Raw genomic sequence first — 25,853 nt, 5'->3', positions numbered from 1 at the left:
TGTCACTGATCGTCATACCGGTATGACGCCCGCTCGGTCTCTCTACGCTAAGTCTTTGATCGCCCATGTCATCATTTGTCGGACATGGCAGACACTGAACATTTCTCTATGGCATTGAGATCAAGTGACGAATCTGCTATAAAGCGACGGCTTCACTACCCGTCGGCGCAGAAACAGGATCTGCGCATGGCCCGAATAACTATCCGTCTCGATGACGCCCTGTTCGACCGACTGGTCGATCAGGCCCATAACAGTGGCAGCACCCCATCTGCCTATCTTCGCGATATTCTGCACCGCTTTGAGGGAGATGATCCATCGGGCTATCATGCTCGTTTGGATGAGCTGCACGCGACTGCCATTCAGACCCTGGCGATCCTCGCCAAGTCCATTGGCGCGCGCACGCCCGACATATTGGCAGCAGGACTGGCCGATGCCCGACGCCTGCTCAAGGAAAGGGGGCTGCTCGATCCCGAGCAGGACCGGCCATGAGCATTTTCCGACATGACACATTGGGGTCCTGGACGCGTGGCGGCCAGGCGATCGTCCACAATGTCCGCATGACCACGCAGGTCTTTTACCAGACCTTTCTTGCCAGTGTCATCATCTGGATTGGCGGCATCATCTGGTATGCGCTGGAGAAGTCATCCGACTATGAACGCTTCGTTCTGATGAAGCTCGGCCAGGCAATGGTGATGGGGGATACTGTCCCTGGCAACGTCACACCCATATTGTTCAAGACACCCGCTGGCCGCGAATATTGGACGACGCCCAGAGATATTCTGGAATCCGGCATTGCCCATAATACGCTTGCCGCTTTCGAAACCTATCTCCTGCACGGGGCGGCGCTTTCGGGTCTATTTGCCCTCGCTATGCTGTTCTGGGCTTGGCTCTATTTTACCCGCATGGGCAGGGGGCTCGGGTCGAACCAGTTCCTGCGCGGCGCGCGCTTTGGAACCGTGCGGCAGATACGCCGGGCGTTGCGTTGGCAGAAGCGCGGCAGCCTCGCCATCGGCGGCGTTCCCGTGCCTCACGCATTCGAGCCAGAGCATATCCTCATCTGCGGCGCGCCTGGCACAGGCAAGACCAACCTCATCATCAAGATGCTTGACGGCGTACGCAAGACCAAGCGCCGGGCTATTGTATATGACACTGCGGGTACGTTTGTGGAGAAATTCTACCGGCCAGGCACCGACATCCTCCTCAACCCGCTCGATGCCCGTGCTGATGCCTGGGCCCCCTGGGTCGATGTGCCGCGCGACTATCATTATGACCAGATTGCGGAATCGACCATCCCCGACAAGACGGGTGATCCCTTCTGGGCAAAAGCGGCCCGCGGCACGCTGGTCGCCATCATGCGCAAGCTGGCGCGGCAGGAACGGACCCTGGTTTCGATCCTGCTGGACACCCTGCTCCGGTCCAAGCTCAAGGATCTGGCCGCTTTCGCAGCTGGAACCGATGCGTCGGCGTTCATATCGACCGAAGGAGAGCGAACCTCAGCGGGCATTCAGGCGGAACTCGCCTCGGTCATGCGCAGCTTCTCCTATCTGGATGATACAGACGACGGCCTATCGATCCGCGATTGGGTCGCCAATGAGAAGGACGATAGCTGGCTGTTCATAACCGTGAAGGCTGACCAGTTGCCCTCGCTTCGTCCGCTGATAACGGTCTGGCTGGACATCGCGATCAGCGCCATCATGAGCCTGGAGCCGGACCAGGATCGGCGTCTTTACTGTGTGATCGACGAACTGCCATCACTCCAGAAACTGCCCTCGCTCTCCGACTTTCTGGCCCGCGCCCGCAAATATGGCGGATGTGGTATCTTGGGGTTTCAGAGCTATCCGCAGCTTGAAGCCACCTATGGTATTCAGGATGCAGCAGCCATCACCGGCTATTGCTCGACCTGGGTAGCGCTGCGCGCCAACGACACCCCGACCGCAAGGCATGTCAGCGAAAATCTGGGACAGGCTGAACAGGTCGAAGCCAATGAGGGCATGTCCTACGGCGTCAACGATATGCGCGATGGGGTAAACCTGTCGCGCATGCAAGTGACCCGGCCGCTGGTCATGCATACCGAGGTTACCAATCTTCCCAATCTCGTCGGTTATCTGCGTTTCGGTCGCAGTCTTCCGGTGGTGCGCTTTATCGACAGCTATAATAAGTTGCCCTCAATTGCTGTCGCGTTTGCAGAGCGGATCGCCCCGCCTGTCCGGCTGTCACCGCAGCTGGATGGGGAAGGGGCACCGACAAAAACTGCATCGAAACGCAGGGCCAGGCCGACCCGTCGCAAGACTTCATCGTCATCCCACGCGACCGCCGAAATTCCGCCTGAACAAGAAGAAGCCGGTTTTGGTGGGGTAGATGCGCCCGCACCAAATGCCGTTATGCCGAGCAGGAATGATGGTGAAAGCCAAGCGCCACCTGTACCACCGCCGTTGGAGCTTTTTGGCAAGCCCGCGGGCTTCCGCCTTTCCCAGCATGCGCGCCATGATGGTGCTCGCAACAGGGCGACGCCGGCATGATCCATCCTCGTCGCTTGAAGGGCACGCCGACCAATCTCACCCGCTATTATATGGTGGGTGATTATTACACCAAAGGTGCCGACGAACATTCGCAATGGGGTGGCGCCATCGCTGCGGAGCTTGGACTAAACGGTAGGGTCGATCCCTCGACCTTCCAGGCTTTGCTCGATGGGAAGGTCGGTGAGCAGCGCCTGGGTCGCCGCCGTGGTGAAGGCAAGATCCAGCATCATCCAGGATGGGACTTTGCTGTGAATGCGCCCAAATCAGTGTCGATCATGGCGCTCGTTGCTGGTGACGAACGGGTCATTGCCGCGCATGAAAAAGCGGTGAGCGCGGCGCTATCCTATCTGGAGGAGCATGCGACGCTGCGTCACCGGGTCGATGGCAACATCGTTCACGAAACCACCGGGCGTCTGATCTATGCCCGGTTTACCGAACATGCCTCGCGCGAACTAGACCCCCACATGCATACCCACGTCGTGATCATGAACATGACCAATCGGGGGGACGGAACGCCCATGTCCAGCCTAGAAACCCGGGCGCTGTTTGCAGAACAGATGGTTGCAGGGCAGATTTATCGCAACGATCTGGCCCATCGGCTGAAGGAGCTTGGCTATGGAATCGACTATGATCCGCGCAAGGGACTGTTCGAGATTAGTGATGTGCCTAAAGAACTCATCGAACATATGTCCCAGCGCGCGGAGCAGATCGAGGCGCATGCGCGGGAAAATGGCCTGGCGGGCCAGGCGGCCCGACGCATGTCCTTCTACCAGACGCGCGGTCCTAAGGAAAAACTTGCCCTGGATGCGCTTCACGACCGTTGGTCAGCACGCCTGGGTGTCCACCAGGATGCTATCGAAGGCGTGAAGGTGGCGGCCGAGCAGAAAGGGGAGCGCCGTCTTGGTATCGAGCCCGCCACTGCTGCGCGCGCCATGCTCTTTGGCCTGCGCCAGGCGGAGGCGCGCGAGGCGGTCAACAATCTGGGCAAGCTGTTACGTATCGGCCTTGCCTCTCATGTCGGCGAGGTGCGGTTGGAAGATATCCGCCCCCTCGCGCAGGCGCATGAAGCCAGAGCCAGGCTGCTTGAAACCCGTCACCCAACTGGTGACGAAATCCACACGCGCGGGCGCACTTCGCGCCGGACCGCGCGACTTGAATTGGCGCTCTCGGATCAACTTGCGCTCGCGCTCAATGATGCAAAGCCAATCGCAACCAGGGAAAAGCTTCAAAATCTGGCCGACAAAAATGGCCTTAACGTCGAGCAGGCTGCGGCGTTGGTGATGATCGGCACGACGGTTGACCGCGTGGTCGGCGTCCATGGCGTTGCTGGCGCGGGCAAATCGACGCTGGTCAGGGTATTGAACGCATGCGCCGGGCCTGAATCGACCCTGATCGCGCTGGCGCCCACCTCTTCGGCCGCCGCCAATCTGGGTTACAGCGCGGGAATAGAATCGCGGACCGTGGCCAGCCTGATCGCGGGTGGTGGCCGCGATGTCGATAACCGCCATGTCCTGATCCTTGACGAGGCTGGGCAGCTTGGCAACCGCCAGGCGATGCGGGTGCTGGAGATCAGTCGCAAGACCGGCGCGCGTCTGATCCTGCTTGGCGATAATATGCAGACCGGTGCGATCGAGCAGGGTAAGGCTTTCTGGCTCATGCAGCGCCTGGGGCTGCCCAAGGCAGAACTGACCGCATCGGTTCGGCAGGAAACACGCCCGATGAAGGTCGCAGTGACGCAGGCCCGGCTTGAGAATTACGGGGCTTCGCTCGCGTCACTCGACAAAGTGGTAAGTGGCGATACCGCCGAAAAGCTGGCACATGCGCTTGTAGGCGAGTGGACGCGCCTTGGTGCCAAGAGCCGCGCCAAGACCAACATATTGGTGCTGGAAAATGCGACCCGTCTCATCCTCAACAACAAAATCCGCGAAGCGTTGAAGGCCGAAGGAGCGCTCGCCGGGCAAGATACCGGTTTTTCCGTTCTGACGCCTTCCGGGATGACGGATCAGGAAAAGCGCTTGCCCCGCTTTTATACACCTGGGCAGGTGCTGATATTCTCGCGCGATAATATTGGTCTTGGTGTCGTCCAGGACAGGGAATACCGGGTTGCTGGCATTGCGAAGGACGAAAAAGGGCGACAACGCGTCCGTCTTTCCGATGAAAACGACCGCACGATACTGTGGGATCCACGCCTGGGTCGGACGTCAAGGGTCAATATCTTCAATGAGGAGCATCGTGATCTGGCCAAAGGCGATCGGATCCAGTGGCGTCTGGTCGATCATGCGCTCGGTATCCGAAATGCTGACCGGGGGACCGTAGAAAAGCTCACAGGTCGAACCGCGACGATATTATGGGATCGTGACGGCAGACGTCAGGAAATTGACCTCACACGACACAAGAACTGGGACCATGGCTATGCGGAAACGGTCTATTCCGCACAGTCCAAAACCTATGATCGTGTCTATGTGCTCGCTCCGGTAGGATCGTCGCTGGTCACCGGTAAGAATTATTACACGGCCATCACCCGCGCGCGTTTTGGTGTGAAGCTTTGGACGGAGGATATGGATCGCCTGATCGAAAAGCTTGAACGCAATTCTGGCACCAAGACCTCTGCGCTCGAAGGGCTTGGTCGGCTCGACAAGGACAGCGTGAAGGGCAGGGCAGTCAGACATGAGCAACGCTGGGACGAGTTGCGGTTGCTACAGCAGGCGAATCGGGAAGCGCGCAAATTGCGGACATTTGATGGGCGAGAGAGGCGATCACAGCCGATGCCTGGCAGTCTGGCGACGAGCCTTGCCGGCCGCGCACAGTCGGTTGCACAGATGGTTGATCGGTGGCTGACGTCATTGCTGACCAAGTCCGACGACCAACATCGGCAGGCTACCGATCAAGCAGCGTCACGACAATCTGATGTTAATACGCCAACCCAATCGCGTGATCATCGAGGTGGTCATGATCGTTAAATGGGCAACCATCGTTTGCCGTATTGGGGTCGCGTTGCTCGCAATGTTGATGCTGACGCAAACTGCGCCCGCACAAGCCAAATCAATACTCTCTGCTTCGCACGAAGCGAAGATTGGACAATGTATCAGGCAGGCAGCGGCGGGACACGAATGGCTCGAAAGGACGCTGTGGGGACTGCGCGATCAGGAAGGTGGGTGGATTGGTGCTGAGATTTTGAACACAGACGGCAGCTATGATTTGGGACCTATGCAGGTTAATAGTTGGTGGGTGGGACGGATTTCCAAAATCCTCCGCCGTAGTGGATCGGAAGTGCGGCATTGGTTGATCCATGATGCCTGTTTCAATGTGCGGGCCGCACGTTGGATATTTCTATCTGGGCTCGCTTTGACGGGTGATTATTGGCATTCAGTTGGCGCCTACCATAGTCCGACAAAGTGGCGTCAGCAGCGCTATGGGGCGAATGTCGCGGGAAAATTGATTAAAAGATTTGGTTCAGATTTATTCGAATGAGAATATGCAATGTTGCAAGTAAATCGGAAAGCGAACTGCCTTAATAATCTGAAAATCGGACAAAATAACTCTAATATGGACACTCGATAAGTGCAGTTATCACATGTCCTTATTTGACGCCTCTTTATAAGGTGCGGTACAGCCATCGCCGATGGATGACGCCGCGCCGATCGAGGAAACCGCCCTGATTGCGGGGGAGGGCAGGACTTCGCCGGCAGCGGCGGCCGATGATCTCTCGTGGGCGGTGGTGCAGATGCGGGCCGGGGAGCGCATCACCATCAACGAGGCGCTGATCGCCGCCTATCAGGCTGCCTCTTCGCCCCACAGCATCCGTGCACTCAGATCCGACATCGAGGCGTTCGACGCCTGGTGCCGGCGCAGCAATCGGATCGCGCTGCCGGCGACGGCCGAGACCGTGGCAGATTATCTCGACGCGCGATCCGCGAAGGGGAGCCGACCGGCGTCGCTCGCCCGCTACAAGGCTTCGATCGCCAAGATCCACCAGCTGCTCGATCTGAAGGATCCGACGCTGGCGCCGCTGGTCAAGCTGCGCCTGCAGGCGGTCCGGCGCGAGAAGGGGGCGGCGCAGAAGCAGGCACGGCCATTACGATTCAAGGGGCCGGTGCGCGACGTCGAGCGCGACAAGGCGCGTGGGCTCAACATCCGCGCGCTGCTCGAGAGTTGCGGAGACGATCTGCCGGGGCTGCGCGATCGGGCACTGCTGTCGGCCGCCTATGACACCGGGCTGCGCGCGTCCGAGTTGGTGGCGGTCGCGGTCGAGCAAATCGAGGAAGCGATCGATCCAGAAGCGCGCCTCCTACAGATTCTGCGCAGCAAGGGCGACCAGGACGGGGAGGGGGCGACCGCCTACCTTAGCCCGCGCACCGTCTCGGCAATCGCGGCCTGGAGCGAAGCCGCCAAGATCACGGCAGGGCCGTTGTTCCGGCGGGTGCAGGTGCGGCGTTACAAGGCCCGCGCTGCTGTTCGTGGTCGCCCGATCGACAGCATTTCGGGCCGCGAAACGTGGGATTTGCGCAAGACGCTCTCCAAGCCGGCGGTCAAGGCGCGGATTGAATATGACATCGGCACCGTGGCGCTGCACCCTGGATCGATCGGGCCGATCTTCCGGTCGATCATCCAGCGGGCGTTCGATCTCGGCGCGCTTCCCGACCTCACGGCTGAGGATCTGACGCGGTTGCTCAAGGGGATCAGTGCTCACTCGACGCGGATCGGGCTCAACCAGGACCTATTTGCGAGCGGCGAGGACCTCGCTGGGATCATGGATGCGTTGCGGTGGAAGTCGCCGCGCATGCCGCTGGCCTATAATCGCAATCTCGCGGCGGAACAGGGGGCGGCAGGACGGCTCATGTCGAAATTGGTATGACTGCCCTTGGGGACTTTGCTGCCGGACCGCCTTTAGGACCGCAAGGGTCGAAAGCCGCTGGTGCGCTGAGGCTACAACCGTTCGAGACCGTTGAAAAAGGCCTTCGCGGAACCGGCGCGGCGGATGGCTGGTGACGCAATAGCCGAGCAGCTTGTCCGCCGGACAGCGGTAGGCATCCGCTTCCCGGTCGTAGCGGAAGGCATCCCGGGTGAAGAAGGCGTCCCGCTGACGGGTCCGGTCGATGACCGGGATGTATGGCGTGATGTTCCGGTCGATCAGCCAGCCAAGCAGCGGACCGCCACCATACGCCTTGTCGGCCGAGAGACTGGCGGGTTCGATGCCCAGCTTGGTGCCGGCGCTTGACACCAGCGTTCGGGTCGCCGCCACCTCGGCTGCGAAGCGGGCGGGCGTCGCCTCCACGTCGAGGATGCAGTCGGTCTCGAGGTCGAGCAACGGGTTTGGCGTAGGCGTAGCGCGCCGGTCCGTGCTTGCAGGTGAGCGCCGCCTGCGGGTCGGTCGGCGAGATGCTGGCTGGCTCGACGGGGGCCGGTTCGTCAGGACCAGGCGGCAAGGCAGCATCGAGCGCCGCCAGATATTCGGCGACGGGCCGCGATACGGTATCCCTGGCACGGAGTTCGTCTGCGGCGTCTGCGCCCTTCAACCTCCGCTCCCGACTGGTGTCGGCCACGATGGTGCTGCCGTCCACCGCCAACTCGCGCCCCGCCACCAGCCCGGCCGCGGCGCACCGGGCGACCACCTGCTCGAACAGCAGACGATGTAGGTCGCAGGCGCGGAAGCGGCCGTGCCGGTTCTTGGAGAAGGTCGAATGGTCGGGCACCCGGTCAGCGAGATCGAGCCGGCAGAACCAGCGATAGGCCAGGTTGAGGTGCACCTCCTCGCACAGGCGCCGTTCCGAGCGGATGCCGAACAGGTAGCCGACCAGCAGCATCCTGAGCATCAGTTCCGGATCGATTGACGGTCGTCCGCTTGTGCTGTAGCTGGCTGCCAGCGCCTCGCGCACGAAGGCGAAGTCGAGCAGTCCGTCGATGCGTCGGAGCAGGTGGCCGGCCGGTACATGGTCGTCGGGCCGGAAGCCGTAGAACAGCGCGCCCTGTGCTACCTGCCGACCCATCATGTCCGTAATCCCCTGCCGCCTTACAGGAGTGAATCACGCCCTCGTCACCGTCGCAAGCAGCCGTTTTTCAACAGTCTCGACCGGTTGTGACACCACCGCATTCGGTTATCATGCTCGTCCTAACGCGCCCAGCGCCGCTATTGCCTCGTCAGGAAGATCCAGCGACGCCGCGGCCAGGTTCTCGCGCAGATGAGCGACTGAGGATGTGCCGGGGATCAGCAGGATGTTGGGCGAGCGCCATAACAGCCAAGCGAGCGCCACCTGCATCGGCGTCGCTCCCAAACGCGCGGAAACGTCGGACAAAGTCTCCGATTGGAGCGGGCTGAAGCCGCCGAGCGGAAAGAAGGGGACGTAGGCGATGCCATCCGCCGCCAGCGCATCGATCATCTCGTCGTCGTCGCGGTGTGCGAGGTTATACTGGTTCTGGACACAGACGATCTCGACGATGCCACGCGCCTGCTCCACTTGTTTGGATGTCGCGTTGCTTAATCCGATGTTTCGGATCAACCCTTGCTCGCGGAGCCTGCCGAGCGCGGCCAGTTGCGGTTCCACCGGACCATCTGCGGGTCCATGTCCGGCACCGCCGCCCATCAGCCGCATGTTGACGACGTCCAGAACGTCGAGGCCGAGGTTCCTCAGATTGTCGTGCACCGCTGCTGTGAGCGCGCCGGCATCCTGCGCCGGGTTCCATGAGCCATCAACGCCGCGCACGGCGCCGACCTTTGTCACGATGGTCAATCCGTCGCGATAGGGATGTAGCGCCTCGCGAATGAGCTGGTTGGTGACGTGCGGGCCGTAGAAGTCGCTGGTATCTATATGGTCGACGCCGCTCTCGACTGCCTCGCGCAGCACCGCGAGCGCGGCGGCGCGGTCCCGCGGGGGTCCGAACACACCGGGTCCGGCGAGTTGCATCGCGCCATAGCCGATCCGCTTCACGTTGCGGTCGCCGAGCTGGAAGCTGCCAGCCTGATCTATGGTCTGCATATCGCTCTCCTCTTCTTCCGCTAGGTAGGTGTTCCCGAGGCGTACGAGAACTCGCATTTCACTCAAGCTGTACAGAAAAGGATGGATGCCGGCCGCGAAGACCTAACAGCGTTCCTCGCCGTGGCGAAGACTGAGCGTCGCAGGCGCGAAAGCGACCGTGCCGGTTCTTTGAGAAAGTCGAATGATCAGGCACCCGATCGGCGAGATCGAGACGACAGAACCAGCGGTAGGCGAGGTTGAGGTGCACCTCCTCGCACAAGCGCCGTTCCGAGCGGATGCCGGACAGGTAGCCGACCAGCAGCATCCGCAGCATCAGTTCCGGATCGATTGATGGTCGTCCGGTCGCGCTGTAGCTCGCCGCCAGTGCGTCGCGCACGAAGCCGAAATCAAAGAGGGCGTCGATACGTCGGAGCGGGTGGTCAGCAGGCACAGTGGCGCGCCACGTCGCCACCCGATAAAGATATGCGGCGACCACCAGCCCGACGATGATGTTGGTAATCGGATTCAGGTAGGCGGCAACGATCCGGTATTGCCCTTCAAGAAGGTAGCCGGCCACTGCTAACAGTGTCGTCCAGAGCGCGGTCCCAAGCGTCGTGAACAGCAGAAAACGCGGTAGACTCATACCGAACACGCCTGCTGGTACCGAGATCAGCGTTCGCAGCGCGGGGACGAGCCGGCCGAGCAACACGGCTTTACCGGAATGTCGATCGAACCAGCGGTCTACGCGGTCGATGTCCCGTGGTGCAAGCGTCAGCCAGCGCCCATGCCGTCCGGCCCAGCGCCGTAGCCGATCGGCATCGATCCATTTGCCAACATAGTACCAGAAAAGTGCGCCCGCGACCGAGCCGCCCGTGCCGGCCACGATCACCCCGAACAGACTCAATCGCCCTTGCCCCGCGCCAAAACCGGCAGCGGGCATAATGATTTCGGAGGGGATTGGCGGAAACACATTTTCAAGAAACATCAGCGCGGCAATGCCGAGGTAGTCGGCTTCGTTAAGGAACTCGATTAGGCGATCGAACACAGGCTGTCTTTCAATGGTCGGGTGTCGTGGCGAGATACCGGTTCAGTTTACCCGGCCCTGTTCTCACCAGGATGTTGGCCTGCGCGTTGTGGGAGGACCAAAATGAGGACCAGGATGGCCGCCGCGAGCACTGCGGAAGCGAGCGGGCGGCTGAAATCCAGTCCACCCTTTGCGATTGGCTTATCGAGGAAGTCACCCACGGCCGCGCCGAGCGGCCGGGTCATGATGAACGCTGCCCAGAACAGGAATACCCGGCTTGCCTTTGTCAAGAAGTAGAGACCGGCGAGTATTGCCAGCATCGCGCTGAAGATCGCCGCTGCACCAAGATAGCCGAGGCCCCCGGTGTCCGCTGTCCAATCCCCTAGCGCCGTGCCGAGCGTCTGCGAGAAGGTGATGGTGAGCCAGTAGAACAGTTCCGCCTTGGGTTCCCGCACGGTATCGACCGAGATTGACCCAAGGGTGCGATACCAGGCAAACAAGGACGCCAGCACGCATCCTAGCAGCAGCGCCGAACCCCCGGTATAGCCGATGCCCAACGACCGCGTGGCGAAGTCCGCCATCGTCGTTCCCGCGGTGGTCGATGCGATGATCGTCGACCAATAGAGAAAGGGGTGGAAGCGCGTCGCCGCCATCTGCCACCAAACCAGCGCGATCAACGCCGTCAGGAAAATCGCGGTGCCGACAAGATAGCCCAGGTTCATCGACATGCTGACGGTATCGCCGGCTGTTTCGCCGAGCGTCGTCGCCAGAATCTTGATGATCCAGAAGCCCAACGTGATCGCTGGCACCTTGCTCAGAAGTTCGCGCCTGTCGCCGATTGTCATCATGTTTTCCCAACTGGTAGTTCAACGACAACCCCAAATCCGGGCGGCGCGAGCAGCGAAACCGCGCCCCTGTGCGCGGTCGCGACCGCAGCGACGAGTGCAAGCCCCAGACCATGACCTTCCGACGATCGGCTACGTTCCGCGCGCGCGAACCGCTGAAACAGCCGGGACGTATCTTCGGGTGCTACTCCGTGTCCATCATCGGCGACCGTCAAGCGAGCAACGGCGTCATCACGCTCCAGCTCGACGCGAACCGTCGTCCCAGGGGGGGTGTGGCGAAGCGCGTTGTCGAGGAGATTGGTGATAAGCTGTTGCAGCAGCCGTCGATCGCCCATCGTCCATATCGCGGGGGCTATCGCTGTGACGAGCAGGTGGCCACTTGCCTCAATATCGGGGCGGTAGGTTTCGACTAGTTCATCGACCAGTTGGTCCAGCGGTACGTCCTGAAAATGGGCGCGGGGTGACAATGCTTCCACCTCCGCGATGCGCAGCAATGCCCCGAAGATATCGAGCAGCTCGCGTGATTGTGCGGCAGCGGCCTCGATCGCCTGGCGTTTCTCGTCCACGTCCCGTGCCGATAGCGCTTCATCGAGCCGGTTATGCAGGCGGGTCAGCGGTGTGCGCAGGTCGTGGGCTACGTCGCTCGACACCTGGCGCAGGTTGTCCATCAGTCCGCCGATCCGGTCGAGCATCCGGTTGAGCGTCGCCGACACGCGATCGAACTCGTCACCCGCGCCGGTGAGCGGCATACGTCGCGCCAGATCGCCATCGATGATCGCGAGCGCGGTGCGGTCGATGCGCGACAGGCGCACGCGCGTTACCGCACCGACCAGCCAAGCCGCGCCGATGCCGAGCAGGAGCATTACCCCGAACGCCCCCGCGAACAGCTTCAGCAGCGTCGCATCCATCTCGTCGATGACGCCGCGATCGGCGGCGACCACCAACCGGCTGTCGTCGGGCAAGCGTGTGGTCAGGGCTTGTGCGATCCTGTGTTGGCCATCGCGCCGGTAATGCAGGAACTCCAGATAGCCCGGTGCGGTCGGTGCGGTCGCGTCGAGCAACCCTGCCACGCGGCGACCCGCAGGGTCGACCAATAGGTAATCCAAGCTGGCGGTACTTCGCGCCGCCTCGCGCCGGCGGATTGCAGCCGCAACGCCTGTAGGACCATCATCGCCTTCGTCGATCAACGCGCGGGTTTCGATCGCGACCCGGTGATCGAGCTGGATTTCCAAGGCTTCGTGCGTCACTTCATAGGCGACGACCCCGATGATGAGCGTCCCCACCGCGAAAAGGCACGCGACAAGGGCGACAAGCCCGAAGGTGGATCGCCACGGGCGGGTCATCACGCGCCGCGGATCATATAGCCAGCGCCGCGTACGGTTTCGATCGCATCATCGTCGAACCCGGCGTTGAGCTTGGAGCGCAGGCGGCTCAAGTGCGTCTCGACGATGTTAGTCTTGGGATCGAAATCGAAATCCCAGACCCGCTCCAGCAGCATCGTGCGCGTCATCACCCGGCGAGGATTGCGCATCAGCTCGGCGAGCAACGCGAACTCGCGCGGTTGCAGCACGATCCGGCGACCGTCTCGCGTGACGGTGCGCCGGTGAAGATCGAGCTCGATCGATCCGATAACGAGCACGCTCGCTTCGGTCTGGGCAGCGGGACGCCGACCGAGTGCATGCACGCGCGCGGCCAGCTCGGAAAAGGCGAACGGCTTGACCAGATAATCGTCGGCCCCGCCTTCCAGTCCTTCGACGCGATCGGCAATGCCGCCCACGGCGGTGAGCATGAGCGCCGGCGTCATGTTGCCCGCCGCGCGCAGCGCCTTGATAAGCGACAGGCCATCCAGACCGGGAAGCATCCGATCGACGATCAGCGCGTCGAACTGGTCGCCAGTCGCCTGAAACAGCCCGTCGCGACCATCGGTGCTGGTGACGACATGATGTCCCAATTCCGCAAGCCCGCGGGCCACGAAGCGGTTCGTCTCGTCATCATCTTCTACGATCAGGATTCGCATGGCTGCCCTTCTAGCCCGCCGGGCCGTTCGTCTGCCATCCCCCACCCAGCGCCCGGAATAGCGCTACCTGGGATTGCGCCACGGTGAGATCGGACTGTGCCTGGGCGAGCGCGGCTTGCGCCCGCGCCCGCTCAGCATCGAACTGGATCAGCGAGGCGGCATCCCCAAGCCGAACACGGGCGGCTGCACGGCGGGCGTAAAGCGCGGATTGGACGCGGGCGGCTTCGAGCGCACGATTACGGCGCACTTCGCCATCGTAGACGGCGAGCGCTGTTTCGACTTCGCGCAGCGCCCGCAACACCGCCACATCCCAACCGGCGAGCGCCGCGCGCTCAGTCGCGCGGGCCTGTTCCAGTCGTGCGCGCGCTGGGGCCTGATTGGGGAAGGCCCAGCTTATCAGCGGTGAAGCCGTCGCGACGAAGCCACCCGTCAACAGCCCGACTGCACCACCCAGGTTCACGCGCGGGTAGAGATCGGCACGGGCGACCCCGATCCGCGCCGCGGCAGCGGCGAGGCGGCGTTCGGCTTCGCGAATATCGGGTCGACGCAGAAGTAGCGCTTGTCCGTCACCCACGGGCACCGCCGCGCGGAGCTTCGGGGGCGCATTGCAGACGATGTTGAACCCGCCTGCTTCAGCGGGGGGGCGGCCCTGCAAGGTTGCGATCCGGTACAGGGCATTCGCGCGCGACGCCTCGAACGGGGCCAGCGTGGCGCGGGTGGATTCCAGCAGGCTGGCGGCCTGCGAGACTTCGAGCGGCGATACTTCGCCAGCGGCAAACTGGTCGCGTACCACGCCAACCGTGCGTTCCTGAACCGCGATTATCTCGCGCGATACATTCGCCGCACGGGTCGCACCGCACAGATCGACATAGGCGAGCACCGTATCCGCCACGACCGCGACGCGCAGTGAATTCAGCGCCGCGGCCTGAGCATCGGCATCGGCCCCCGCCGCCAGCGCGCCCGAGCGCAAGCGGCCGAACAGATCGATATCCCAACTTGCGGTCAGGGCAAGATCGTAGTCGGTGGACGGCACGTTCGATGACGCGCTCGGTTGCGTGGCGCTGTTGTCGATCGTTCCTGCGCTCTCGATCGTGGTTTGCGGCAGCCGCGTGGCGCGCGCTTGCCGCAGTGCCGCGCGCGCACCGTCGAGATTGGAATAGGCGACGCGCAGATCGGCATTGGCGGCGAGGCTTGCCTGGACCAGTCGATCAAGCGCCGGATCGTCATACAGCCGCCACCAGTCATCCGGGACCGGGCCGATCGCCGCGGTCGGAAGGCTTGCGAAAGCACCCGTGGCGGACGCGGGTGCGATCGTCGGCGGGGGCAGAGGCGCAGTCATGCACCCCGCGACCGCGAGCGCGGCGATCGGAGCGAACCGGCGGATCATGCGGGAACTCCAGCAAGCGGGGCATCGGGCGCGGGCTTCTCCCGGCCGAAGCGCGAGTAGAGCGCGGGCATCAGGAACAGGTTGAGCACAGTCGAGGAAACAAGTCCGCCCAGGATGACGATGGCCATCGGATGCTCGATTTCATGGCCTGGCGCGTTGCCAGCGACGATCAGCGGCAGCAGTGCAAGGCTGGCGCACGCCGCGGTCATCAGGATCGGCACCAACCGTTCCTCCGCGCCGCGCAGGATCAGGTGCGGCCCGAATACTTCGCCCTCGAAACGCCGCAGATGATCGTAGTGCGACAACAGCATGATGCCGTTGCGCGCCGAGATGCCGATCACGGTGACAAACCCGACCAGCGAACCGAGCGACAACACGCCGCCTGTCAGCGCCACGCCGACTACCCCGCCGACCAGTGCGAACGGCAGGCTGGTCGCGACCAACGCGGTGATCCGCGCCGAGCGGAACTCCAGCCACACCAGCAGCAGGACGCCGAGCAGGCAGAGCAGCCCGGTCGTCCAGAGCCGCTGACGTGAATCGCGCAGCGCCGCGTATTCGCCCAGCACCTGGGGATGGTATCCGGTCGCGAACGGCACCTGTCCGACCGCGGTTTCGACGGCGCGCGCGACCGTTCCGAGGTCCGCACCGGCGACATTGAGCGTCACGTCGATCCGACGCTGACCGTTCTCGCGCTTGATTTCATTGGGCGCGGGCATGATGCGGATATCGGCTACATCGCGCAGCCGCACCGGCGCACCGGCAGGCGTCTGGATCAACATGTCGGCAAGCGCATGGACATCGCCGCGCACCTTGGGTTCGCCCCACAGCGCCACGTCGAACGCTTTCTGGTTGCGGTAGATTTCACCGACTTTTTGCCCCGCGACCAGCGTTTGCGCCTGTCGCCGTACTTCGCCCGCGGTGAGACCCAGCGTGGCGAGATCGCCGGGCCGGGGACGGACCTGAATTTGCGGCACCAGAACCTGTTGCTCGACCTTGAGATCGGCAACCCCGTCGATCGCCGCCACCTTGGCGCGGACACGTTCGGCTGCAGCGCGAAGCTCGACCTGATCGGGACCGAAGATGCGGACGACGACGGTCGCGCCTGCGCCGCTCAGCACTTCCTTGATGCGCTCGCGCAAATAGGTGAGCACGTCGCGGTAGAGGCCGGGATAGCCGTCGATCACTTCCTTGATACGCGCGACGCTGGCGTCATAATCGACGTTCTCGTCCAGGCTGATCCACAGCTCGGTGAAGTTCGGACCGACCACTTCGTCGGCGGCTTCGGCACGGCCGATATGCGCGCCGAAATTGCGGACACCGGGAATGCTGCGGAGCTCCTTGGAGGCACGGGTCGTGATGCGGTCCATCGCCTCGATCGACGTGCCGGGCTTCTCGACGAAGTGCATCAGGAAGTCGGTTTCGCGAAAGTCGGGCAGGAACTGGTCTTTGAATCCAGCATAGCCGACGCCCGCCAGCAGGAGGCCGCCCGCGACGATCCCCATCGCCAGCGCCGGTCGCGCCACCATGCGCGGCAGCACCCCAGCGTAGCGGCGCTTGAGCTCCCCGACGAGCCGCGTGTCACGTTCTGCCTTTAGGGGCGCGTTCGGCAGCAGGAACAGGCACATCGTCGGCGTCACCACCAGCGCGACCAGCAACGACGCGGCGATCGCCAGCACATAGGCGATGGCGAGCGGTTGGAAGAACGTGCCCGCCACCCCGCCCAGGAAGAAGATCGGCAGGAACACCAGCATCACGATCAGCGACGCGAACACCACCGCCGATCGCACTTCCAGCGAGGCCGACAACACCACATCGAAGTTGGAGCGCGGATTGCCGGCCTCGCGGTTGAGCCGCAGCCGGCGCGCAATGTTCTCCACGTCGATGATAGCATCGTCGACGACTTCGCCGAGCGCGATCACCAGCCCGGCGATCACCATCGTGTTGATCGACGCGCCGCTCCATAACAGCACCAGGCCCGCGCCGAGCAGCGACAGCGGTATGGCGACGAGGCTGATCGTCGCCTGCCGCCAATCGCGGGTGAAAACGAACAGCACCACGGCCACGAGCAGGCAGCCGATCGCAAGCGCGCGCGTCAGATTGTCGATCGAGCGTTCGATGAAGGTCGCGGGGCGGAAGATCGTCGTATCGACCTTCACGTCGCGCAGGCCCGGTTTCAATTCCCCGATCGCGGCCTCCACGTCACGGGTAAGCTGGAGCGTGTTGCCGGTCGGCTGCTTCTCCACGATCAACATCAGGCCGGGGCCATCGTCGATGATCGCATTGCCGATCGGCGCGGCGAAGCCGTCGACCACGCGGGCGACGTCGCCGATGCGGACCGCCGTTTCCCCGCTCTGCTTGATGACCGCTTGCGAGAGATCGGCCGAGGACTGGATCGCGCTCGTTTGTTGCACGGCGAGCCGCTGGGTTGCCGTATCGACGAAGCCGCCCCCGCCGACCAGCACCGCGTCGCCGGCCGCGGCGCGCAGTTCGGCGAGCGTCACGCCGGCAGCGCGCAGTCGGTCGGGATCGACCAGAACCTGCAATTGGCGATCGCGCAGACCCCAGATCGCGACATTGGCGACGCCCGGCACCGCCATCAGGCGCGGCCGGATCGTCCATCGCGCCAGTTCGGAAAGCTGCATCTGATCGAGCTTTGCCGACGATATGCCGATCTTCATCGCCCGACTGGTCGACGACAGCGGCGGGAGCATCACCGGGGGACGCGCGGCGGCGGGCAACCGTGCCTGCACCTGCGTTACCCGTTCCTGCACGAGCTGGCGGGCGCGGATCACGTCGGTGCCGGACGCGAACAGGATCGACACCGACGACAGGCCGAGCACCGACTTGGAGCGCTGCGTCATCAGATCGGGGACGCCGTTGACCGCCGTTTCGATCGGTACGGTAATCAGGCTTTCCACCTCCTCGGTGGAGAGGCCCGGCGCTTCGGTTTGAATCTCCACCATTGGTGGCGCGAACTCGGGAAACACGTCGAGCGGCACGTCGCCGGTCGCGCGCAGACCCAGAACGACCAGCAGCGCGGCGAGCGCGAGCACGAGGACGCGCTGGGTCAGCGCGGCACGGACCAACCAGGCAAGCATCAATGCGGCGTCCCGAACTCGGTCCCGAACAGCTCGACCGCCCCGTCCGTCACGACTTCGGCACCGCGCTCCAGGCCGCGCGACAACAGCGCACGGCCGTCCGCGACGCTCGCGACCTCAATCCGCTGGCGAACGTATGTGTCGGGTGCAGTCTTTCGGTACACCCATTCGCCGCCATAGATGTCGCGGACGATTGCCGCGCTCGGGACCGACAGTCCATCCACCCTCCCGCCAAGCGGCAACGCCACCGAGACGCGCTGACCGACGCGGTAGGCACGGTCACGATTATGAAGCGCGAAGAACAGATCGACGGTGCCCGCGATCGCATTGGCAGAGGGCGGGGCCTGGACCGGGCGCGCAGCGCGCGGGGCGGCGCGATCGTCACCGAGCGGACGCACGGTTGCGGTGCGACCGCGTTCAATGGCGCTCACGTCGGTCCCGAACACCGGCACCCGCACCCACAGTGTCGAAAGATTGCCCATCGACGCGATTGAGGGACCGAGCAGCCCGCGTTGCGCGCGCGCCGCCTCCAGTGCAGCCCGGGCGGTAGCGAGCGACGCCGCGGCTTCGTCGCGACCGCGCACGCTACCCGCTTCCTCGCGCACCAAGGCGTCGGCGCGGTTATAGGCGACGACTGCGAGCCGCACTTGCGCTTGCGCTCGCGCGATCTCGCCTTCGGCCGCAACCTGACTGACCCCGATCTGGGCGAGGTTGCTCGTCGATCCCGTTGGCACACCCGCCCCGCCGGTTGCCGGCACGACGACCTCACCGCTGGTTTCCCGGACTTGCGCCGCCGAACCATCGCCAATTCTTACCGTTCGGATGCCGAGACGCTGTTGCGCTTTTGTCGTGAGGGTGAGCTTCAGCAGATCGCTTTCGTGAGCGACCGCCTCCGCTTTGGCGGGGGGAACCGGGGGCGTAGCCGGATCACTGCCGCAGCCGGTCAGGACCGCCAGCAGAGGCAACGTGGCGATCGGAAGGCATCGGATATGCGTCATGCCACGACGATAGCAGCCTCATGTTGGCGGCAGCTTGGGGCGATTATACAAAATCCCAATGTTCGGCAGGATACGACAGGCGGTTGTCACAATCGGTAGGTTTTGACACATGCGCCGCGCCACCTGCGTGCGCGGCTTTGCAAAGATCAGAAACCCGCTTCACAATGTCGGCTATGAGGTCGGCGATCCAGCTCGGTTCCGACCGACATCGCGCGATACCGGCCCTGCCGCCTAGAGCGCCTACTTCCCGCCAGATAACACATGGTGGCAGCACACGGCGATTGCCGACTGGGTTTTCCGACAGTTCAGAGCGGAAGATGTAGAATCACTCCCTATCCGTCAGTTTGTCCGTTCAAGCGTTTCAACAATGTGTTGCGCCAGCATATGTCCCGTCTCAGAAATCGCTGAACCTTCGATCAACGCTATTTCCGTGTCAGGTAAGACCGGCAACCCTGCTTCACCCGTCACAGTTGCGAGAGGCTCCGGAACCATTTCGCGCGGCAGCACTGTAATCCCAAGCCCTGCGCGAACCGCTGCCTGGCTCCCCGCCAGGCTGGTTGACGTGTAGGCTATGCGCCAGGGGCGTCCGATGGCGTCAAGGGCATCGGTCGCGCGCTTACGGTAAACACAAGGTGCCGGCGACATTACGAGTGGTACAGTATCGACACTGTCGGCTGCGCTTTGATCTCTGGCTACCCAAACCAAAGGCTCACGCCACACGCGCATCCCCTCCAGCGCGGCTGCCGGTTCCCGCTTCACCAAAACTAGGTCAAAGGCCCCCGCATGGAATCGCTCAAGGAGATTAAGCGTCAAATCGCACGTCACCTCCAATTCCACGAGAGGATGGGCCTCGTTAAAAAGAGCGAGTATTTCGGGTAGATGCACCGTAGCAAAATCCTCTGGCACACCAAGGCGAACCACGCCCCGAATGTCCGGCTCCAGCAACTCAGCAACGGCCTTGTCATTGAGGTGGACGAGTTTGCGCGCAGTCCCCATTAGCTTGTGTCCGTCAAGGGTGAGGCGGACGCCGCGCGCATTTCGGTCCAAAAGTACACGATTCAGGTGGTTTTCGAGTCGCTTCAATTGAAGACTGATTGTCGATTGGGTGCGCCCAAGCCTTTCACCTGCACGCGTGAAGCTGCCCGTTTCTGCGATCGTTAGAAATGCGCGGAGCTGATCAATATCGAGATTTCGCAACGTCATAGCCCAATACACCCCGTAAGCATTCGATTTATCAATTCATGAGATTGCATAAAATCATTTCATAAATAAAGGCTGGTTTGTCAATGCGGTTCCGAAGGAGATCGCCATGGGAACTATGCCATCAAAACCGCGTGAGGAATTTGCCGTGCCCCTGATGGTGTGGGCATTTATCTGCCTTTTGGTGCTGGCCATTGAGCTGAGGTTCGAACCGATGGCTTTGCATTGGGACATATTGTCAGTCGCCATGTCAGGCCTGACCGTCTTCGTGGCAGCTTGCGTGTTCGGGTTTGCGCGGCGGCACATGCGCCTCCACAAACGTCGAACACGTTTTTTTGTGAGCATGGTAACGACGTTCACTGCGGCGATCATCTTTCTGCTTACAGATAATATCCTTGTCCTGGCGTCCACTTGGGTAGCCAGCGGCTTGATGCTCGCAGGCATGATCGGCCATGTCGATACTTGGCCCGAAGCGCAGCAAGTGGCTCGCAAGGCTCGCAAGACCTTCCTCGCGACGGACTGGATTTTTATATGCGGCCTGACGATGGCCGCCCTGCGCCTGAAAACATTGGCCATTTCCGACATTGTCACACGGGCCGGTGAACTCCCCACGCCGATGCTCGCAGGCCTAGTGGCTACGGTGATAGTTGCAGCGCTCGCACGATGCGCGGTGCCCCCCTTTTCGGGATGGTTGCTCGCGTCTGTTACCGCCCCCACGCCCGTCTCGGCCATGATGCACGCGGGCCTGGTCAACGCTGGCGGTTTCCTGCTTATCCGCATGTCTCCGGTTATCGAACTGCTACCGGCAGCTCGACTTGCGATAGTTCTGCTGGGCCTTTTCGGCGCAATCGTAGGCGCAGCGATCATGATTGTTCGTCCCGACGTGAAGCGGGCGCTGGCCGCCTCCACTGTTTCGCAAATGGGCTTTATGGTGATGACATGCGGATTGGGCGCATATGCTGCAGCGCTATGGCATATTCTTGCCCATGGTCTGTTCAAGGCATGGCTGTTTCTGGGCGCAGGGCAGGTTGTTCGTCGCCAGCCCCTGAAGGCTGCTGAAGGATTTGGCTTCAAGGCAGGATTTGCAATCGGCGCTACCGGCATCGGCCTGACCTTGGTCGATATCGTATCGCCGCTGGATAGGACGAGCCTTATCCCAACTGCTCTTACGCTGGTTGCCGCAATAATCGCGATGTTGTCCGCCATCGGCGACAACTCTGGCCGTCAGCGCTGGGTCATGGCGGCCTTGATATCGGGTCTTGTGGTCATTCATTCTACCGGCCTTGGTTTTGTGAGCCGCCTGCTCCCGTCAGCCCAATCGCCACTACCGATGACCCTGCAAATGTTTGTTGCGGCTATTTTCCTAGGTAGTCTGGTCGTCCAGAACCGACTGTTCGCCCGCCGGTGGCAAATGCCTCGCTGGATCTATGTCCGGCTGCTGAGTGCCGGAGCCATGACCCGCTGACATCTGAAAACCGCTGACTTCCCTCTACCAGAAGGAATAGAACCATGACGCTCGAATTTGCCCATCCATCATGTGCTCTGGCTCCAGGTTATGCGGAAACTGCAAAGCTGGTCGGTCTGGCGTCCAAGGCCGTCGCTCCCCTCTGGCCGCTGGAAAGCCCGATTGCGGTCAACCCGTTGTCCGGCTTTGAGGACTTGCCCTTCTTCGACGCGGCTGAAGCGGCCTCCGACATTTTCAAGGCGCGCAGTTGTTTGCCCGTTTCGCTGTGGCGCCGGCTCACCGATAATAGCAAAGTCGATCGCGCAATATTGGCTGAGGTCGCAGTCGAACGCCTCGGGGGTCTAAATCTGGCCTTCGAAGCGGTGCTCCCAAACATCAACGCGCATGATATCCTCATGGCCCGTCTGTTGCACCTACCTTCGGACGACACGGAACCCAAGCCACTGGCTTCCCCGAGCCGGGCTGAATTGTTCGTTGCGAAATGGTGCGCGGCCTTTCTGGATCAGGGGCTATCCGCCGTGGAGATGCCGGGCAGAGAAAAAGGCCTGTACAGGGCCACTCTCGACCTGATTGTCCATGATCCGGAATTCATCGCGCTGACCGGGAAACGGGCAAAGGCAGTCTATCACAAGGCACCCATGGACCCTGTCACAGCCATTGCCCAACGGCTCGATTCCTTTGGCGACAACCAACTGGGCAAATTGGCCCTTTTACGAGAGTTGTTGGGCAGACTGCCCGGATGGGCGGGTCATATTCGCTGGCGCAGCGAGTATGCAGATCAGGCCTATAGTGTTGGAGCACCGGCGACCATCACAGACTATCTCGCCTTGTGGATGTTGGTGCTCGATTTCGACACCGCTATGCCCGTCGCCGATAGTCTGCCCATACAAGAGTATGAAGGGCTCGCATCCCATTTCGGCATACCAGTTAAGGCGTTCGTCTCCTTAAACGGTGCTGCGAAAACACGGTTGAATTATATCCTCGGCATCAACGGTCACCAGCTGTCGATGATGTTCATGGAAGCTGCCGAGCGTGGATTTCAGGCCAAAATCGTGCAAGGTTTGCGGAACGCAGAGCGTGCACCAAAGGTCACGCCTAAGAGGTATGATGCGCAGCTCATCTTCTGTATTGACGTGCGTTCCGAACCACTGCGCCGCGCGATTGAGCAGCAAGGCAGTTACGACACCTATGGCTATGCCGGTTTTTTCGGCTTGCCGATCGCGATGCGCGCGCCAACCGACCGTATAGCGCGCAGGCAACTGCCTGTGCTGCTGGAGCCGCAACACGAAGTTGCCCAGGCTGTTGCTTCCAGCCGCCTTGGCAGCGACAGTTCTCTATTGGCCAGCCATGCCCGGCAATCCTCTGCATCGAGGCTATTGAATGGTGCCAAGCGGACCATGGCAACCAGCTTTGCTGCGGCGGAAGGCACCGGCCCAATTGCTGGAGCGATGATGCTGTTGCGCAACCTTGCCCCTAGGATCGCCCGACAACTGACCGGCCCGGATGATGCCGGCCTGTCAGCGCAGCTTAGCCCATGCCTGTCAGATGTTCATAGTCACGGCTTAGGTCTGGAGGAAAAGGCGAGTTATGCCACAGGCCTCTTCAAGTTGACGGGCCTTGTGCCGGAAACCCTGGCCCCGCTTGTCCTGCTGGTCGGCCATGGTGCGACCTCAACCAATAATCCCTTCGGCGGTGCGCTCGAATGTGGGGCATGTGGCGGTAGGGCCGGTGGTCCTAACGCACGTGTCATGGCTGCAATCCTGAATGATCCGAATGTGCGTGCGCGTCTGGCAGAGCAGAATATGACCATTCCTTGTGACACGCGGTTCGTAGCGGGCCAGCACGACACTACCACTGATAATGTCATGTTGTTCGATTGCGAGCAGGTGCCCCAAAGCCATTGCGACGCTCTGGGGAAAATTGCCTGGGATATGGCTTATGCTAGCACGCGAAGCCGTGAAGAACGTGGCCGGAAGCTCAACAGGTCAGCGGCTGACCTGATGGTTGGCGCATTGCATTGGGGCGAAGTTAGGCCCGAATGGGGGCTTTCTGGCAATGCAGCCTTTATAGCGGGGCCGCGCAGCCTGACACAGGAGATCGACCTCGATGGCCGAGTTTTTCTTCATAGCTATGACTGGCGCACCGACAGCGATGGCGGTGCTTTGAAGACAATATTGACCGCTCCGATGGTTGTCGCGCAATGGATTAACTGCCAATATCTATTCTCGACGATCGACAACAATGTCTACGGCGCGGGGGATAAAACAGTGCATAATGTGCTCGGCGGCTTTGGAGTCGTGCGAGGCAATGGCGGCGACCTGTGCGTCGGCCTGCCCCGTCAGTCATTATTTTGTGACGATGGTACGCCTCACCATGTCCCTCAGCGCCTCCTCACCATTGTACAGGCCCCACTTGACCGGGTGGATGCCATAATATTGGAGGATGCATTGCTCGGTCGTCTGTTCGGGAATGGTTGGGTCAAGCTGGTCGTGATCGACCCTACTAATGGCCGCGTGTCGCGCTGGACTGCAGGCGATGAACTAATCAGATTTTCGGACGCGCCTGGTGGTTGGGCAGAGCCCCGAACCATAGTTTGAAAAACTACCTTGAAAAATTCTGTTTGATATGAGGAGTTACTGAATGGCCGCCCATCCCCATGGACGGATTGATTGGCGCGCATTCATGGGATGGGCGCGCGCCACCCTGGCACCCGACCGTGCCTTCATGACCCTGGTATTGATCTACGGCGCAGCCATAGGCCTACTTTCGCTGGCGACGCCCATTTCTGTGCAAATGTTAATCAATTCGGTTGCGAACACGGCCCTTCCGGCCCCACTTTTCACGCTCGCTGCCGTCCTGCTGTGCCTGTTGCTGCTATGGGCTTTGCTGGGTGCATTACGTACCTATGTGATGGAGATTTTCCGTCGCCGCTTCTTTGCCCGGCTTGTCGCGGAGATCACCCTGCAGGCCGTTCACGCTCAAGATCCATTCTTTCAGGACGTCCGCCGCGGCGACCTGTTCAATCGCTTTTTCGAGGTGATGAATATCCAGAAGGCCATCCCGTCGTTGTTGGTCGGGGGGTTCTCAATCTTCTTCCAGGCAGCGGTCGGATTTATCGTTACATCCTTTTACCATCCGATTTTTCTGGGCTTCAACCTGCTCTTCATTGCCTGCGTCTGGCTGATCTGGAAAGGCTGGGCCGGCAAAGCCATGGAAACGGCAGTGGCGCTCAGCCATCGCAAATACGAGGCGGCCCACTGGCTGGAAAGTGTCGGTGCTTCTAACGGATTCTACAAATCCAGTCGGCATCTCGACTATGCCATGGATGTCTCTGAACAGCGAACTGCTGCATATGTCAGTGCCCATCAAAAGCATTTTCGCGCGACTTTCCCTCAAAGCGTGGCATTACTACTGCTCTATGCTGTCGCCAGCGCCGCCTTGCTCGCGCTGGGTGGTTGGCTGGTCATTCAAGGCCAGTTGTCCATCGGTCAACTTGTCGCGGCTGAGTTGATTCTTTCAAGCATATTCTATGGAGCAGCACAGCTAGGTCCATATCTCGATGGATTCTATGACCTTGTGGCAGCGGTCGAGGAACTTGCGTTGTTCGGGACCATCAATCAGGAAGACGCACCATTGGCTGGCGGCGCTGGCGTGAGGCCGCGCGATGGCGCGCTTGCGTTACGATCTGTGCGACTGGAAGTTGGCGGCGAACGTGGCAATTTCAATCTGACGATCCCGGCAGGGCTCCATATCGTGGCAGACTGCGACACGGGTGCCGACAGGCTGTTCAGCCGACTTCTCAAACGTCACTACCGCCCCGCCGAAGGATTGATTACTTTGGGCGGCGCAGACATTGGTGCGCTGGATATCTTCCAGTTGCGCAGTGACGTCATCGTGCTTGACCGACCCAGTATTGTGGAAAGCTCGATCCGTGACTATCTGCGTCTGGCTGCGCCACAGGCAACGTCAGAGCGCACTCTCGACGTGTTGGATGCCGTTGGCCTTGGCAGTCGCATAAGCACTTTACCCGGTGGAATGGACTGCGTGCTGTCTTCGACTGGCTGGCCGTTGACGCTTGCGGACACGATGCGTCTCAAGCTGGTCGGTGCAATTCTGGCAGAGCCTCGTATCCTCGTTCTGTCGGGCCTTTTCGATATGCTGCCAGCACATGAGTTGCGACCAGCGCTACGAATGCTCGATGATTTCGCTACGACAATCATATGCTTCACTAGCAGGTCCGAAAATCTCGCCTTCGATCACTGGCTCTGGTTGGGCCACGACAAACAACTGCTGACGCGCGATGCCTTGGAATTTCAGGCCGTCCGCACTGCTGCGCGAGGACGCTGA

Annotated in this window: 16 protein-coding genes and 3 pseudogenes; 8 read left to right on the top strand and 11 right to left on the bottom strand. The window is 61.5% G+C overall.

Features of this window, described 5'->3' with window-relative positions:
- Nucleotides 1-186 precede the first annotated feature (186 nt).
- The 5 genes from D0Z70_RS19745 to D0Z70_RS19725 all read left to right on the top strand — a co-directional run bounded on the left by D0Z70_RS19745 (nucleotide 187) and on the right by D0Z70_RS19725 (nucleotide 7,374).
- Nucleotides 187-489, top strand: a complete 303-nt coding sequence (locus tag D0Z70_RS19745; protein ID WP_119749414.1) for a hypothetical protein — start codon at nucleotides 187-189, stop codon at nucleotides 487-489.
- Nucleotides 486-2,519, top strand: coding sequence for a type IV secretion system DNA-binding domain-containing protein (locus D0Z70_RS19740; protein WP_119749411.1), 2,034 nt, complete (start codon nucleotides 486-488; stop codon nucleotides 2,517-2,519). Before D0Z70_RS19745 ends, D0Z70_RS19740 begins: the two co-directional genes overlap by 4 nt.
- Nucleotides 2,516-5,479 (top strand): MobF family relaxase, encoded by a 2,964-nt coding sequence (gene mobF / locus D0Z70_RS19735; protein ID WP_119749409.1) that lies wholly within the window; start codon nucleotides 2,516-2,518, stop codon nucleotides 5,477-5,479. Before D0Z70_RS19740 ends, mobF begins: the two co-directional genes overlap by 4 nt.
- Nucleotides 5,451-5,990 carry a lytic transglycosylase domain-containing protein gene (locus D0Z70_RS19730; protein WP_239019040.1) on the top strand — a complete coding sequence of 180 codons (540 nt, stop codon included), beginning with the start codon at nucleotides 5,451-5,453 and terminating at the stop codon, nucleotides 5,988-5,990. The genes mobF and D0Z70_RS19730 overlap by 29 nt, the downstream gene beginning before the upstream one ends.
- A 253-nt stretch (nucleotides 5,991-6,243) precedes the next feature.
- Nucleotides 6,244-7,374 carry a site-specific integrase gene (locus D0Z70_RS19725; protein WP_119749455.1) on the top strand — a complete coding sequence of 377 codons (1,131 nt, stop codon included), beginning with the start codon at nucleotides 6,244-6,246 and terminating at the stop codon, nucleotides 7,372-7,374.
- A 681-nt stretch (nucleotides 7,375-8,055) separates the two neighbouring features.
- Here the strand turns inward: D0Z70_RS19725 and D0Z70_RS25855 are convergent.
- The 11 genes and pseudogenes from D0Z70_RS25855 to D0Z70_RS19670 all read right to left on the bottom strand — a co-directional run.
- Nucleotides 8,056-8,509, bottom strand: a pseudogene (locus D0Z70_RS25855) (transposase); the annotation flags it as partial.
- Nucleotides 8,510-8,617: 108 nt separating this feature from the next.
- A complete protein-coding gene (locus tag D0Z70_RS19715) occupies nucleotides 8,618-9,493 on the bottom strand; it encodes an aldo/keto reductase family oxidoreductase (RefSeq protein WP_119749453.1) in 876 nt (291 codons plus the stop codon).
- 136 nt (nucleotides 9,494-9,629) lie between these two features.
- Nucleotides 9,630-9,983 (bottom strand): annotated as a pseudogene (locus D0Z70_RS25515) (transposase); the annotation flags it as partial.
- Nucleotides 9,984-10,097: 114 nt separating this feature from the next.
- Nucleotides 10,098-10,412, bottom strand: a pseudogene (locus D0Z70_RS19705) (DedA family protein); the annotation flags it as partial.
- A gap of 152 nt (nucleotides 10,413-10,564) precedes the next feature.
- Nucleotides 10,565-11,344 carry a COG4705 family protein gene (locus D0Z70_RS19700; protein ID WP_239019038.1) on the bottom strand — a complete coding sequence of 260 codons (780 nt, stop codon included), beginning with the start codon at nucleotides 11,342-11,344 and terminating at the stop codon, nucleotides 10,565-10,567.
- Complete coding sequence (locus tag D0Z70_RS19695; RefSeq protein WP_119749407.1) at nucleotides 11,341-12,684, bottom strand: sensor histidine kinase; 1,344 nt, start codon at nucleotides 12,682-12,684, stop codon at nucleotides 11,341-11,343. Before D0Z70_RS19695 ends, D0Z70_RS19700 begins: the two co-directional genes overlap by 4 nt.
- Nucleotides 12,684-13,358, bottom strand: a complete 675-nt coding sequence (locus D0Z70_RS19690; RefSeq protein ID WP_119749405.1) for a response regulator transcription factor — start codon at nucleotides 13,356-13,358, stop codon at nucleotides 12,684-12,686. Before D0Z70_RS19690 ends, D0Z70_RS19695 begins: the two co-directional genes overlap by 1 nt.
- Before the next feature lie 10 nt (nucleotides 13,359-13,368).
- On the bottom strand, nucleotides 13,369-14,745 hold the full coding sequence (locus tag D0Z70_RS19685; protein WP_119749403.1) for an efflux transporter outer membrane subunit: 1,377 nt from the start codon (nucleotides 14,743-14,745) through the stop codon (nucleotides 13,369-13,371).
- Nucleotides 14,742-17,843, bottom strand: coding sequence for an efflux RND transporter permease subunit (locus D0Z70_RS19680; protein ID WP_119749401.1), 3,102 nt, complete (start codon nucleotides 17,841-17,843; stop codon nucleotides 14,742-14,744). Before D0Z70_RS19680 ends, D0Z70_RS19685 begins: the two co-directional genes overlap by 4 nt.
- On the bottom strand, nucleotides 17,843-18,841 hold the full coding sequence (locus tag D0Z70_RS19675) for an efflux RND transporter periplasmic adaptor subunit (protein WP_239019037.1): 999 nt from the start codon (nucleotides 18,839-18,841) through the stop codon (nucleotides 17,843-17,845). Before D0Z70_RS19675 ends, D0Z70_RS19680 begins: the two co-directional genes overlap by 1 nt.
- 339 nt (nucleotides 18,842-19,180) lie before the next feature.
- Nucleotides 19,181-20,044, bottom strand: a complete 864-nt coding sequence (locus D0Z70_RS19670) for a LysR substrate-binding domain-containing protein (protein ID WP_119749399.1) — start codon at nucleotides 20,042-20,044, stop codon at nucleotides 19,181-19,183.
- A gap of 106 nt (nucleotides 20,045-20,150) precedes the next feature.
- On the opposite strand from D0Z70_RS19670, the gene D0Z70_RS19665 reads away from it, so the two are divergent.
- The 3 genes from D0Z70_RS19665 to D0Z70_RS19655 are packed head-to-tail and all read left to right on the top strand — an operon-like array spanning nucleotide 20,151 to nucleotide 25,853.
- Nucleotides 20,151-21,506 carry a proton-conducting transporter transmembrane domain-containing protein gene (locus tag D0Z70_RS19665; protein ID WP_119749396.1) on the top strand — a complete coding sequence of 452 codons (1,356 nt, stop codon included), beginning with the start codon at nucleotides 20,151-20,153 and terminating at the stop codon, nucleotides 21,504-21,506.
- Nucleotides 21,507-21,550: 44 nt separating this feature from the next.
- Complete coding sequence (locus tag D0Z70_RS19660) at nucleotides 21,551-24,103, top strand: DUF2309 domain-containing protein (RefSeq protein WP_119749394.1); 2,553 nt, start codon at nucleotides 21,551-21,553, stop codon at nucleotides 24,101-24,103.
- A gap of 43 nt (nucleotides 24,104-24,146) precedes the next feature.
- Nucleotides 24,147-25,853: an ABC transporter transmembrane domain-containing protein gene (locus tag D0Z70_RS19655; RefSeq protein ID WP_119749392.1), complete on the top strand. Its 1,707-nt coding sequence runs from the start codon at nucleotides 24,147-24,149 to the stop codon at nucleotides 25,851-25,853.

The sequence above is a fragment of the Sphingobium terrigena genome (assembly GCF_003591655.1).
Taxonomy (GTDB): domain Bacteria; phylum Pseudomonadota; class Alphaproteobacteria; order Sphingomonadales; family Sphingomonadaceae; genus Sphingobium; species Sphingobium terrigena.
Note: the sequence above shows the minus strand (reverse complement) of the source record. Positions and strands in the feature narration are given on the sequence as shown.

Excerpts from the sequence above, each read along its gene's own strand:
- D0Z70_RS19660 (WP_119749394.1), top strand. The coding sequence starts at position 21,551 with ATGACGCTCGAATTTGCCCATCCATCATGTGCTCTGGCTCCAGGTTAT.
- D0Z70_RS19655 (WP_119749392.1), top strand. The coding sequence starts at position 24,147 with ATGGCCGCCCATCCCCATGGACGGATTGATTGGCGCGCATTCATGGGA.
- D0Z70_RS19680 (WP_119749401.1), bottom strand. The coding sequence starts at position 17,843 with ATGCTTGCCTGGTTGGTCCGTGCCGCGCTGACCCAGCGCGTCCTCGTG.
- D0Z70_RS19670 (WP_119749399.1), bottom strand. The coding sequence starts at position 20,044 with ATGACGTTGCGAAATCTCGATATTGATCAGCTCCGCGCATTTCTAACG.
- D0Z70_RS19745 (WP_119749414.1), top strand. The coding sequence starts at position 187 with ATGGCCCGAATAACTATCCGTCTCGATGACGCCCTGTTCGACCGACTG.
- D0Z70_RS19715 (WP_119749453.1), bottom strand. The coding sequence starts at position 9,493 with ATGCAGACCATAGATCAGGCTGGCAGCTTCCAGCTCGGCGACCGCAAC.
- D0Z70_RS19740 (WP_119749411.1), top strand. The coding sequence starts at position 486 with ATGAGCATTTTCCGACATGACACATTGGGGTCCTGGACGCGTGGCGGC.
- D0Z70_RS19725 (WP_119749455.1), top strand. The coding sequence starts at position 6,244 with ATGCGGGCCGGGGAGCGCATCACCATCAACGAGGCGCTGATCGCCGCC.
- D0Z70_RS19665 (WP_119749396.1), top strand. The coding sequence starts at position 20,151 with ATGGGAACTATGCCATCAAAACCGCGTGAGGAATTTGCCGTGCCCCTG.
- mobF (WP_119749409.1), top strand. The coding sequence starts at position 2,516 with ATGATCCATCCTCGTCGCTTGAAGGGCACGCCGACCAATCTCACCCGC.
- D0Z70_RS19685 (WP_119749403.1), bottom strand. The coding sequence starts at position 14,745 with ATGATCCGCCGGTTCGCTCCGATCGCCGCGCTCGCGGTCGCGGGGTGC.
- D0Z70_RS19690 (WP_119749405.1), bottom strand. The coding sequence starts at position 13,358 with ATGCGAATCCTGATCGTAGAAGATGATGACGAGACGAACCGCTTCGTG.
- D0Z70_RS19695 (WP_119749407.1), bottom strand. The coding sequence starts at position 12,684 with ATGACCCGCCCGTGGCGATCCACCTTCGGGCTTGTCGCCCTTGTCGCG.
- D0Z70_RS19700 (WP_239019038.1), bottom strand. The coding sequence starts at position 11,344 with ATGATGACAATCGGCGACAGGCGCGAACTTCTGAGCAAGGTGCCAGCG.
- D0Z70_RS19675 (WP_239019037.1), bottom strand. The coding sequence starts at position 18,841 with ATGACGCATATCCGATGCCTTCCGATCGCCACGTTGCCTCTGCTGGCG.